We start from the raw sequence: 12,216 nt of genomic DNA, 5'->3' as shown, positions 1-12,216 counted from the left end.
CCCTGCCGCGAATAATGTTTTCGCGCTCAGCTTCCGAACTCTGACGACCTAAACCTGATTTCCTGTCATGCTTTGGATAAGCTCAAACACGTCCTGCGCATCGGGAATGTAATCGAAGGTCACGTTTGAAGTTGTCCGATGGCGCAAAATCGAGTGTCCAGGATGGGACAGGCCCCACCCAAATGGCTGCACTTGGTCAACAGAAAGCAATGTGCCGATTTGCAAGGACGGAAACGGGCGGGTGTCTATCAAGGAATACGGATAGGTCGCAGAGTGTTTGCATGAAACAACATACAGGCGGACGCCAAATCGCCAGTTCCATCCGCGACGGCAAATCAAAGCGCGTTTGTCAGTCACAAAATAGGCAAGCGTGGACAGCACATACTGACGTTGCCCGGCCAAGAACAGCGAGTTTGCAAAGAGTCCGAGGGTGACTGCACCGTAGACCCAAGTCGCGTCTTTGCGACTCAGTTGAGCGTCAGGACTTATTAAAACAAGCGAGCTCCACATGACCGGAATTGCAAAGAGAGCGGCGATAAGGATCGTTCTTTCATGACCAACAACCTCTAGAAACCGCCGCCCATATCCCGGCGCGCCAGACCACAGCAAACGCTCGTCAGTTTCGAGGATTTTGTTCAGATCACCATTATGAAACGTTTCCGTTGTAATGTTCGGCATCTGGCCTACCCCTGCTTGCACTCGGATCAGGAGCACCATTTGTGCGGGCCAATGCGGACAATTTTAGGGCAGTAAGCCTCTACTCCACCGCCCGATACCAAGCCACAATCTGCGCCCGCGCCTCGGCGTCCATCTGGATCGCATTCGGCGGCGGCATCGCGTGGGACCGCCCAGCCTGCAGATAGATCTGATGCGCGTGCTGCGCCACGTCGGCCTCGGTCTCCAGATAGACACCCTTGGGCGCCCAGCGGATGCCATCCCACAAAGGCTCGCGCGCGTGGCACATCGAGCAATTGCCCTGCACCACGTTATACGCGTCCTCGAACCCCTCGGCGGACGCAAAGCGCACTTCGAACTCCGTCATCGGACGCTCTGCCGCCTCTTCATAGGTCTCTGACCCGCCCAGCGTCGACAGCCACGCGATGGTGACAAAGATCACCGCCGTCACCGCCCAGGTCCAGTTCGGCTGGCCTTTGCCCGCGTGCATGGAGTTGAAGTAATGCCGGATCGTGACCCCCATCAGGAACACAAGTGACGCGATCAGCCATGCGAACTCGGTCCCAAAGGCCAGCGGGTAGTGGTTCGACAGCATCAGGAAGATGACCGGCAGCGTCAGGTAGTTGTTGTGGGTCGAGCGCAGCTTGGCGATCTTGCCATACTTGGGATCCGGTGTGCGCCCCGCCTTGAGGTCTGCCACGACGATCCGCTGGTTCGGCATGATGATGAAGAACACGTTGGCCGTCATGATGGTCGCCGTGAACGCCCCCAGGTGCAGCAGCGCCGCGCGTCCGGTGAACACCTGGTCATATCCCCAGGCCATCACAACGAGGATGGCGAAGAGCAGCAGCATGAGCACCGTAGGTTGCTCACCCAGCGCGGATTTGCACAGGAAATCATAAAGCAGCCAGCCAATGGTCAGCGACAGCGCCGAGATCACGATACCCTGCCAGAGCGCCAGATCGGCCTTGGTCGGGTCGAGCAGGAACAGCTCACCCCCAACCCAATAGACGATCATCAGCAAAGCCGCGCCCGAGAGCCACGTCGTATAGCTCTGCCACTTGTGCCAGGTCAGATGCTCCGGCAGCCGCGCCGGGGCAACAAGGTACTTGGTCGTGTGATAGAACCCGCCGCCGTGAACCTCCCACTCTTCGCCGTAGGCGCCCTCGGGCATGTCCTTGGCCGGTTTCAGCATCAGGTCGAGCGCAATGAAATAGAAACTCGCCCCGATCCACGCCATCGCCGTGATGACATGCAGCCAGCGCACCGCAAAGGCGATCCAGTCCCAGAGAACGGCGAAATCATACATGGCGAAAGGCTCCCGTTGGCAGTTTCCGACAAACTAGCGGCAGGGCCATTCTTCTGCTATTCCGATGAAAACCCAAGCTGTATCAAAAATCTGCGAATAATGTCCTATCTCGACAACATCAGAACCTTCGTTCGTGTCTACGAATTGGGCAGCATGTCCGCCGCCGGGCGCGATTTGCGCATTTCGCCTGCTGTCACCTCGACTCGGATTGCCCAACTTGAGGAACATCTCTCGGTGCGTCTCTTCCAGCGCACCACCCGCAATCTGACGCCCACGGAACAGGGACGGCTGTTCTACGCCGGTGCCGTCGAAGTGCTCGAAGCGGTCGAGGCGGCCGAGGCACAGGTCGTCGACATCACCGAAAAACCCCGTGGGTCGATCTACGTCGCCGCCCCCTTGGGCGTTGGCCGTCGCCTGATCGCGCCGCAGGTGCCCGCGTTCATCGAGCAGTATCCCGAGGTCTCCGTACGGTTGCGCCTCACGGACCGTAAGGTTGACCTAACGACCGAAGGCCTCGACCTTGCCGTGTTTCTGGGCGAACCCGAGGACAGCACGCTGCGCATCCGCAAGATCGCCGATGTCGACCGCGTGCTTTGCGCCGCCCCCGGCTACATCAAGGCGCGCGGCATGCCGAATTCCGGCGACGATCTGCTGAGCCAGAACCATGAATGCCTGAACCTGCGCTTTCCCGGCGCGACCGAGTTCCAATGGCGGCTGCAAACCCCTGATGGCCCTAAGCGGTTCAAGGTCCGGGGGCGCTTTGAGTCCGACGATGGCGACGTGCTGACCGACTGGGCGCTCGATGGTCAGGGCATCGCTCTCAAACCGGTGTTCGAGGTCGCAGACCACCTGCGCGCCGGGCGACTGGTCGTTGTGGCCAAGGACACGCCCCCGGTCCCGGTGCAGATGGCCTGCCTGTTCACCCATCGGCGCAGGCAGGATCCGAAAACCCGGCTGTTCATGGATTTCGTGATCGGCCGGATCGGGATGGCGATCAAAAGCGCCTGAGGACCAGAGTCGCAATAAGCCCTGTGGCCTCATTGCTCTTGATCAATGTCCAAGCCAGGAACTTACCAGAATGGGTATATGACGGGTTCAAGCGCGCTCGAAATCCATGGTCCAATTGGTTTCCCAAGTCACGCCACCGTCATCTGACATCGCCTGTTCCCACCTTGGTGAAGACGTGCCTGTCCGAAGCCAAAGGAACCTTACCCGCACCGGCGATCCATCAATAACTTCATTCGCAAAGAACGCGCCTTCCCCGTTTGCAAATTTGCCGATCACGGGCACGTCAAGCTGATGCGGGTTATTGGCAGACAACCACCAAATTGCCCAAGTGCGATCAGATGGATCAAAATCACGGATCGCAATCGCGCGGTAAGGCCCGCTGGGAAAATTCAGGAGGTTGTCTTCGATGTTGCCATTTCCACCCAAGACCGGGCGGGTTTCGGACGTGCCGTCAAATTCCTCCCAATCCTGGCATGCAACCAGCCTTTCTTTGAGACGGCGATGCTTCACCCGCCAAGTGCCAAAAGCGAAATCGAAGTCTTTGGAGATGATATTTTGGTCTTGCATTTCGACACCTGCAGAAATTTTGTTCTACTTTTGTTCTCAAAATGATCTTGAGTCAAGTACCGTACTTTTAGAGCATTGATAGCCGTAGTGCTCAGCTGACCCGATAGGTCGAATACACATAGGCTGAACGCAAAAGCGGCACTTGGTGATGCGCTGCAGCGTCCGACATACCCGAGTACGGCGGCACCTCATCCGCCAGCGTTCATCGAACAGAATCCCACGATGTCGAGCGTCTGGACCTCGCGCTGTTGCGTGGCGAACCCGATCTCACTCCCGGGACGGCACCTGCTGTTCGGGTTCAGCCGCTTCGGCGTCCAACGCATCCTCCAGAACCACGGCCGGTGCGCCAGGCGTAAAGACCGTCTGGGCCGTCGGTGGGTTGTCGTTGGCCTCGCGCTCAATGCGCAGCTCGCGATAGGCCGTGTACATGCCGCTGCTCACGATCAGAACCATGCCGACAAAGGTGGTAAAGTGCGGAACTTCACCCCAAACGAGGTAGCCGAAAAGCGCGGCAAGCGGCAGGTAACTGTAGTCGAACGGCGCAATCACGCTTGCACTCGCGATCTGGTAAGCGCGCGAGACAAGTGTGTAGGCCACGGTCCCGATGCCCCCCAAAAGCGCGAGCATGCCAAGCCCGTCAAGGGCCGGAACAGGCCAGCTCATGCGCAGATGGATGAGGTCCGGCGTGATCTCGATCACCTGCGTCACCGCAAAGCCGATCGGGATGATCACCACACCCGACAAAGAGATCGTATAAAGCCCGATCACAAGCGATGTGTCCTGCTCTCCGATCTTGCGGACAATGGTCTGACTGATCGCATAGGTCAGCGCGGTCATCACCGGCAGGATCGAGATCCAGCCGAAATTGCCACCTGTCGGGTTCACTGCGATCACAACGCCAGCGAATCCGACCAGCAAGGCAAGAACGCGATGTATCCCGATCTTTTCCTGCAGGAACACCGCCGCCAACGTCGCGGTCATCAGGGGCGCCGCGAAAAAGAGCGTGGTGACTTCGGCCAGTCCCATAAAGGGAAAGGCCGCATAGAACATCGCAAAACCGCCGGCGAACAGAACAGCGCGAGCCAGATACCACGGCCAAAGCGGCGTATAGATGCGGTGCGGCGCACCCAGCCAAAGCACCAGCGGCAGCAGGGTCAGCAAAGCCACAACCGACCGAACGAAGATCAGCATCCACACCGGATAGGTCGTGAGCATGCCCTTCATCAACAGGTCCTGCCCGACAAACAACACCATGCCGGCAATCACGCAGACGATACCTTGAAGCGTGCGGGACATTGGCGGCCCGGCTGGGTGTGTCGAAACAGTCATGCACGCAGACTGACCGTTTCCGTGTACCCATCCCGCCAGTCCGCGACCCGGATGTCGGTTTCATCCTCACAGGTCCAATTTCCACGGAGGGGCGTTGGTTAGAACCGCGCCGGGAAAGCGGTTATGCCCGGGCGTTCTCGCTGTCCGATCCGAATTCCAGCCAGGCACGATCCTCGGGCGACAGGTGTGCATCCATCATCGCGTCATGGGCGGCCAACTCGGCCCCGGTCAGCTTGCCATGCCATTTCCCGTTGGTGCCACTGTGAAAGAAGTCCGAGTCCGATTTCATGAAGCCCTTGCCGCCCGAGGGTGCATAGCGGTCTGCATTCTGTTTCATGTTGTCGAACGTGGCCGCCTGAACGAGGCGCTCCATCACAGCTGCAGAATGCGAAATGCCGAGAAGGTCAGCCACTTTGGCAAAGGTCCCCGCCAAATCCCGCTTCATATCGGCATAGTGGAACAGCGCCACATTGGGCCGGTCGGCAACAGCCTTGGCCGCCGTGTAGTGCCGGAGGATATGCGCAAGAGGCATGGCGTCGCCATCGAACCCTTCTGCTCCGCCATCCAGAAACCGGCGAAAGGTCACACCGTCCGGGTCGTCTTCGGGATACCAAATGTCGAACCACGACATCGGGATATTCCGGACATGTGTCCGGTACGAGAAATGCGCATCCAGCGGATGCCGGAACACGCAGAGATACATCGCGCTATTATCAAGCGGCAGCCCGTCCATCGGCGTATGACTTTTCATGCTGCGACGGTGGGTCATGGCCTCAAGCCGTTCTGCCACTTCAGCCATCTCGCGGACTCGGATATCCACCCACGGCATTTTGACAGAAAGTTCGGTCTCGATATCGGGATCACCAGACAGCAGCAGCGCCACGATGGTCTGCATCCAGGTTGTTCCACATTTGGGAGGGCTCACAACAAACACGTCGTCGGGCCGGATGGTGACCATGTCCCAGCGCCGATTGTCGGTCAGGGGGCCGAGATAGAGCTTTCGGGTCCTCATTCGGGGCACCTCCGGCATGCAGACAGCATCAGGAAACGCCGGGTCGCGACAGGACACAACGAAAACCGGTGTTCGCTCGGCATTGGTTGCGAGGTCAACACGGCGCGCGCGTTCCGTATGGACGGGAAAACAAGCACCCGGCCCGCCACAAATTCGCAGCCAGCGTAACCTGAATTTAATGAGCCGCGTTCAGAAACTTCGTACGAAGTTTCTGGGCGCCGCCCATAAAATTCTGGAGCGTGCCGTGGCAGAGGCGCCGATCAGCTCCCCCGATAGGTCGAATAGCTATAGGGCGAGAGCAAGAGCGGCACATGGTAATGCGCCGCGGGGTCCGACATGCCGAACCGGATCGGCACCTGATCGAGGAACAGTAGATCGTCCCCCGCCTGTCCCGACGCCCGCAGGTAATCCCCCGCGAAGAACACCAATTCATAGGTCCCGGTCTGGAACGAACCCACCGGCAGGATCGGGCTGTCTGTTCGACCGTCGTCATTGGTCACGGTCTCTGCGATCTTGCGGTGTGAATTGCCCGACACCCGGTAAAGCGCAATCTTGAGCCCCGCAGCCGGGCATCCCTTGGCCGTATCCAGAACATGGGTCGTCAAATAACCGGACATCGCGCTCTCCTCATGTGTGAGTGCCTCTTTATGCAGCCATCTTCGCAAAATGCGCAAACAGTAAGCCATTTGAGACAGCTTTCGGGATTTCTTGAAAAACGAATTGGATTATTCGGATTACACAGACAACCACTCAGGAGGACCCCGCCGTGCAACGTTATCCCCGCGACATGACAGGTTATGGTGCCACACCCCCAAAGGCCAATTGGCCGGGCGGGGCGAAGATCGCCGTTCAGATCGTGATGAACTACGAAGAGGGTGGCGAGAACAACATCCTGCACGGCGACGCCGCGTCCGAAGCATTCCTGTCCGAGATCACAGGCGCGCAGCCTTGGCCGGGCATGCGCCACTGGAATATGGAATCGCTCTACGAATACGGATCGCGCGCTGGGTTCTGGCGGCTGCACCGGATGATGAAGGACATTCCCATCACCATCTACGCGGTGACAAGCGCTTTGGCCCGCGCGCCCGAACAGGTCGCTGCGATGAAGGATGCCGGGTGGGAGATTGCCTCACACGGTCTGAAATGGGTCGAACACAAGGACATGCCCGAGGCCGAGGAACGCGCCCAGGTCCTCGAGGCCATCCGCCTGCACACCGAAGTGGTCGGTGAGCCGCCCAAAGGCTGGTACACCGGGCGCTGTTCGAACAACACGGTGCGCCTCGTCGCGGAACAAGGCGGCTTTGATTACGTCGCCGACAGCTATGCCGACGACCTGCCCTATTGGACGCGCTTTGGCGATATCGACCAACTCATCATGCCCTACACGATGGACTGCAACGACATGCGGTTCGGCATTCAGGCGGGCTTTACCAGCGGCGACCAGTTCGAAAGCTATCTCAAGGACAGCTTTGATTACCTCTATGCCGAAGGGGTCGAGGGATCGCCCAAGATGCTCTCCATCGGTCTGCACTGCCGCATCGTGGGCCGCCCCGGTCGCGCCGCTGCGCTGAAGCGCGCACTGGATTACATGGCCGGGCACGACGGCGTCTGGTTCGCCACCCGCCAGCAGATCGCCCTGCATTGGGCCAAGGAACACCCCGCGCCGAGCGCACAACGCCCGTCCGAGATGAGCCAAGAGGCGTTCGTCGCGGCGTTCGGCGGCATCTTCGAACATTCCCCCTGGATCGCCGAACGCGCCTGCGCCTATGAATCCGGGCCCACCCACGACACCGCGCGTGGTGTGCACAGCCTGCTCTGCCGCGCGTTCCGCAGTGCCTCTGACAACGAACGCCTCGGCGTGCTGAACGCCCACCCCGACCTTGCCGGCAAACTCGCCGCCGCCGGACGCCTGACCGCCGAGTCCACTGCCGAACAGGCAGGCGCAGGCCTCGACATGCTCACCGACGAAGAACGGGGCACGTTCCAGAAGCTGAACGCCGATTACGTCGCGCGACACGGCTTTCCGTTCATCATCGCGGTGAAGGACAACACCAAGGCCAGCATCCTCGACGCGTTCCACCGCCGCATCGAAAACGACCGCGACACCGAATTCGCCGAGGCCTGCCGTCAGGTCGAACGCATCGCCGAACTGCGGCTTCTGGACAAGCTGGGCGCATGACCCGTCAGATCCTCACAGAGCCGCTGACGGCCACCGCCTTCGCCCCGTTCGGCGACCTGCTCGACTGTTCAGGCGACCCGGACAAGCTGATCAATCAGGGCCTCTGCGGCCGCTACCACGACCGCGCGACACTCGACTTTTCGGGTGGTCGCGCCGGGATCAGCCTCTTCAAGGCCGTGCTGCGCAGCCTGCCCTACACGCTCGACCTGCTGGAACGGCACCCGCTCGGCAGTCAGGCCTTCGTGCCGATGAGCCATGATCCCTTCCTGGTGATCGTCGCCCCGGACGAGGATGGTAAACCCGGCACGCCGCGCGCCTTCCTGACCCAAGCAGGGCAAGCGATCAATTTTCACCGCAACACGTGGCACGGGGTTCTCACCCCGCTGTCAGGCACCGGCCTTTTTGCCGTGATCGACCGGATCGGGGACGGTGCCAATCTCGAAGAACACTGGCTCGAAACCCCTTACGAGGTGGTCAACGGCACATAACGAACCGGCCGCCTTTGAGGAGAGGCGTCCGGCAATAAAACCAATGGTTACGAGGGAGAAGGAACCATGTCAGACGCATCCATCGGCACGCCGGAGCAGCTCCGCGATCCGAACTACACACCCCCCATCGCCAAGGCGGTGCCTTTGGGCATCCAGCACGTTCTGGCGATGTTCGTGTCCAACGTCACCCCGGCGATCATCGTCTGCGGCGCGGCGGGCTTCGGCTTTGGCTCCAACAGCCCCGATTTCCCGCAGATGATCTACATGATCCAGATGTCGATGTTCTTTGCGGGCATCGCCACACTGTTCCAGACCATCGGCTTCGGCCCCGTGGGCGCACGCCTGCCCATTGTGCAGGGCACGTCCTTTGCCTTCATCCCGATCATGATCCCGCTGGTTGCGGGCAAGGGCGTTGACGCCATCGCCGTTCTGATGGGCGGTATTCTGGTCGGGGGTCTTTTTCACACCGTTCTGGGTCTCTTCATCGGCAAACTGCGCTTTGCCCTGCCGCCGTTGGTCACGGGCCTTGTCGTCACCATGATCGGCCTCGCACTGGTCAAGGTTGGCGTGCAATACGCGGCAGGCGGTGTGCCCGCCATCGGCACCCCGGAATACGGCTCGCTCCTCAACTGGACGATGGCCGGCACGGTGATCATCGTCACGCTGGGGCTCAAGTTCTTCACCCGCGGCATGCTTTCCGTCTCAGCGGTTCTCGTCGGTCTGCTTGTGGGCTATGCCGTGGCCTTCGCGCTGGGTCAGGTGAACCTTGGCAATGTGGGTCGCGCCGCGAGTTTCGCCCTGCCGAACCCGCTGCATTTCGGGCTGGAATTCTCGGTCGCCGCGATCATCGGCTTCTGCGCCATGTCCTTCGTGTCGGCGGTGGAAACCGTGGGTGACGTGTCGGGCATCACCAAGGGCGGCGCAGGCCGTGAAGCCACCGACAAGGAAATCCAGGGCGCAACCATGGCAGACGGTCTGGGCACCGCAGTCTCGGGTCTCTTCGGCGCGCTGCCCAACACATCCTTCAGCCAGAACGTCGGCCTCATTGCCATGACCGGCGTGATGAGCCGGGGTGTCGTCACCATCGGTGCGCTGTTCCTGATCCTGTGCGGCCTTGTTCCCAAGGTCGGCGCGGTGATCTCGTCGGTGCCGATCGAAGTACTGGGCGGCGGTGTGATCGTCATGTTCGGCATGGTTGTCGCGGCCGGTATCTCGATGCTGTCCGACGTGAACTGGAACCGCCGCAACATGGTGATCTTCGCGATTGCCCTGTCGCTGGGCCTTGGCCTTCAACTGGAGCCGGACGCGCTGCAATACCTGCCGCAGACGCTCAAGGTCTTGGCCACCTCCGGCATCCTGCCCGCCGCAGTGATCGCCATCGTTCTGAACCTTGTCCTGCCCGAGGAACTCTCCGATGAGGCGACCGAGGAAGTCTCCGGCGGCATGTCCGGCCACGGCAAAGGCTCCATGCCGGGCGAGTGATCCGGCCACATCAAAATTCAAAGAGTTCGTACATACAGACCAAAAAAGGGGGCGATTTCGCCCCCTTCACTTTTGACGATGTCCTTAAAGATATGTGCTTTTCAACGCGCTGCCGCTCGCCTGCACCGACCACATGCAATCTTGGCATAGTTTAATTCTCTTGATCGAATTCCTGAATCACCTGATATTGTTCCCAGTCAGCGTGCACAAAAGAGAGTGCGTTACGGCACTTTTCACCAAGACAAGATTAACACGAACAGTCCAAAGGGATTTATCCCTGATTGATGGTGACACTGGGCCTGTTTGACGTTCGAATTTAGCGGATCAGGTCAGGTCCTTTCCGTGACACACAATTAATCCGGCATAAACGTGCCATCGCCATACCTTCTGGTCCGAACACGTGAATTAAATGCTTCGTTTTGGGAGATAGAAATGCCCGCATTTATCAAAATTGGTGACATAAAGGGTGAAAATACACGCCTGCAACCCACCGGCAAACTTGGCACTGGCAGTACCAATACCTCTCAATACACTCACCGGATGAAGGATGTCTTAGTCTCCAGCTACAACACCTCCGCAAGCAGCGTGCCTGAACCCGGGACAACCAAAACCGGTGTCGCTGGCCGGGGCACACTCAAAGTGAACAGGCCAACGAGTGCATATCCCTCACCATTCCGTGCCATTGCAACAGGAAGCGGACGGCTCGATACCGTCACTTTGGTGGACAACGCCCCCGGGCTTGGACCAAAGGGCACATGCACCTTCACGTTATCAGGCGTCAAAATCGAGGATTCGGCCACCAAGGCTGAACCTGTGCCGACAGAAACCATCACCATGACATATGAAAAGATCGAATGGACCTACGCCAAGACAATTTGCAGAGGTTCAGCCCTCTTCGACTCCGCTGTTCTGGACTTTGCATTGGTCGGAAACCCAGAGTTTTAGCAGACGGCGGGTCAGTTTTGAGGGACGGACGCAGCGCCGAATATCCAGATAGCATGCCCGTCGCTCAAATACGTCAGACTTACCTAACACGCCGATAGCGTTGCGATAAATTCAGTTGCGATAAATTCAAACGCTTTGTTCCGCTACAACGGATCGCTTCAGAAATCCACCTCGACCGCCACACCGCGTTCAATGGCCAACTCGACAACCTTCGATGCCACGGCCAGATCCTGAAGCCCGACACCGGTCCCGTCGAACAGCGTGATGTCCTCGTCCGAGGTCCGCCCCGGATGGGTGCCATTGATCACCGCACCGATCTCGATCACGTCGCTTTCCGCGATCAGCCCTGCCGCCACCGCGTGCTGTGCCTCGCCGATGCTGATCGACTGCGCGACCTCGTCGGTGAACACCTTGGCCCGCGCCAGCAGCGCCGCCTCGACCTCCTGCTTGCCCTTGGTATCGGTGCCCATGCAGGCAAGATGCGTACCGGGGCTGACATGATCCGCCATCAAAGACGGCGAGAATGCCGAGGTGATCGAGATAATCACATCCGCCTCAGCCATCCCCGGCAGGTCCACCGCCTCGAACGGCACACCGGCCTCCTGCGCCACCTTCTCGATGTTGGGCAGCATCTCGGGGTGATAGTTCCACCCGATCACCTTCTCAAAGGACCGTTGCTCCAGTGCAGCCCGCAGCTGGAACGTCGCCTGATGGCCTGCGCCGACCATGCCCATGACCTTGGCATCCGCCCGCGCCAGATGTTTGATCGATACAGAAGACGCCGCCGCCGTGCGCAGCGCCGTCAGAAGGTTCCCCCCGACCATCGCCCGCACCTTGCCGGTGTCCGGATCGAACAGAAACACCGTCGACTGGTGGTTGATCAGCCCGCGTTTCTCGAGGTTGTGCGGCCAGTAGCCCCCGGCCTTCAGACCCAGCGCGCCGCCAACCCGGTCGAACCCACCCTTGAAGCCGTAAAGCGCGTCCTCGTGCCCAATCGCCTCGCGAACCACCGGAAAGTTATAGGCATCCTTCGCCGCCATCGCGGCAAACACCTGCTCCACCGCCTCGAACGAGGCCTCGCGTGACACCAGATCGGCGATCATGGCTTCCGGAACGATATACATGGTCTCTCCCTCATGAAAAACGGTGCGACAGTCCCCACTGCGCACCGTCCTGGTCTTCTCTGGTTCAAAAATACTTCGGGGGGTGTGGGGGGCTGGCC

At 59.7% G+C, this 12,216-nt stretch carries 12 protein-coding genes; 5 read left to right on the top strand and 7 right to left on the bottom strand.

The annotated features are described in order from the left end of the window. Positions 1-48: 48 nt before the first annotated feature. The gene (locus ACMVPR_RS18230; RefSeq protein WP_416884022.1) at positions 49-678 is read right to left on the bottom strand and encodes a hypothetical protein; all 630 of its coding nucleotides are present in this window, start codon (positions 676-678) and stop codon (positions 49-51) included. Positions 679-757: 79 nt separating this feature from the next. Next, the gene (locus ACMVPR_RS18225) at positions 758-1,984 is read right to left on the bottom strand and encodes a urate hydroxylase PuuD (RefSeq protein ID WP_416884021.1); all 1,227 of its coding nucleotides are present in this window, start codon (positions 1,982-1,984) and stop codon (positions 758-760) included. A 99-nt stretch (positions 1,985-2,083) separates the two neighbouring features. Between ACMVPR_RS18225 and ACMVPR_RS18220 the strand changes: the two genes are divergently transcribed. Beyond that, entirely contained in the window at positions 2,084-2,992 is a 909-nt protein-coding gene (locus tag ACMVPR_RS18220) for a LysR family transcriptional regulator (protein ID WP_416884020.1), read from the top strand. 87 nt (positions 2,993-3,079) lie between these two features. Here the strand turns inward: ACMVPR_RS18220 and ACMVPR_RS18215 are convergent, their stop codons facing one another. The 4 genes from ACMVPR_RS18215 to uraH all read right to left on the bottom strand — a co-directional run bounded on the left by ACMVPR_RS18215 (position 3,080) and on the right by uraH (position 6,517). Further along, positions 3,080-3,559: a DUF1579 domain-containing protein gene (locus ACMVPR_RS18215; RefSeq protein WP_416884019.1), complete on the bottom strand. Its 480-nt coding sequence runs from the start codon at positions 3,557-3,559 to the stop codon at positions 3,080-3,082. A 267-nt stretch (positions 3,560-3,826) separates the two neighbouring features. Continuing rightward, a complete protein-coding gene (locus ACMVPR_RS18210) occupies positions 3,827-4,855 on the bottom strand; it encodes a DMT family transporter (RefSeq protein ID WP_416884018.1) in 1,029 nt (342 codons plus the stop codon). A 154-nt stretch (positions 4,856-5,009) separates the two neighbouring features. Further along, the gene (locus tag ACMVPR_RS18205; protein ID WP_416884017.1) at positions 5,010-5,900 is read right to left on the bottom strand and encodes a sulfotransferase domain-containing protein; all 891 of its coding nucleotides are present in this window, start codon (positions 5,898-5,900) and stop codon (positions 5,010-5,012) included. Positions 5,901-6,160: 260 nt separating this feature from the next. Beyond that, positions 6,161-6,517: a hydroxyisourate hydrolase gene (uraH, locus tag ACMVPR_RS18200; protein ID WP_416884016.1), complete on the bottom strand. Its 357-nt coding sequence runs from the start codon at positions 6,515-6,517 to the stop codon at positions 6,161-6,163. A gap of 149 nt (positions 6,518-6,666) precedes the next feature. On the opposite strand from uraH, the gene puuE reads away from it, so the two are divergent. The 4 genes from puuE to ACMVPR_RS18180 all read left to right on the top strand — a co-directional run bounded on the left by puuE (position 6,667) and on the right by ACMVPR_RS18180 (position 10,994). After that, entirely contained in the window at positions 6,667-8,079 is a 1,413-nt protein-coding gene (gene puuE, locus ACMVPR_RS18195) for an allantoinase PuuE (protein ID WP_416884015.1), read from the top strand. Then, positions 8,076-8,567: an ureidoglycolate lyase gene (locus tag ACMVPR_RS18190; RefSeq protein WP_416884014.1), complete on the top strand. Its 492-nt coding sequence runs from the start codon at positions 8,076-8,078 to the stop codon at positions 8,565-8,567. Before puuE ends, ACMVPR_RS18190 begins: the two co-directional genes overlap by 4 nt. A 66-nt stretch (positions 8,568-8,633) precedes the next feature. Further along, a complete protein-coding gene (locus ACMVPR_RS18185) occupies positions 8,634-10,049 on the top strand; it encodes a uracil-xanthine permease family protein (protein ID WP_416884013.1) in 1,416 nt (471 codons plus the stop codon). Positions 10,050-10,481: 432 nt separating this feature from the next. Next, positions 10,482-10,994: a hypothetical protein gene (locus ACMVPR_RS18180; protein WP_416884012.1), complete on the top strand. Its 513-nt coding sequence runs from the start codon at positions 10,482-10,484 to the stop codon at positions 10,992-10,994. A gap of 158 nt (positions 10,995-11,152) precedes the next feature. On the opposite strand, the gene bhcD is transcribed toward ACMVPR_RS18180, so the two are convergent. Then, on the bottom strand, positions 11,153-12,118 hold the full coding sequence (gene bhcD, locus ACMVPR_RS18175; protein ID WP_416884011.1) for an iminosuccinate reductase BhcD: 966 nt from the start codon (positions 12,116-12,118) through the stop codon (positions 11,153-11,155). Between the last annotated feature and the right edge of the window lie 98 nt (positions 12,119-12,216).

This window comes from Marivita sp. (assembly GCF_048006345.1).
GTDB lineage: Bacteria > Pseudomonadota > Alphaproteobacteria > Rhodobacterales > Rhodobacteraceae > Marivita.
The sequence above is the reverse complement of the archived record's forward strand: the minus strand, read 5'-3'. Positions and strand labels throughout refer to the sequence as shown.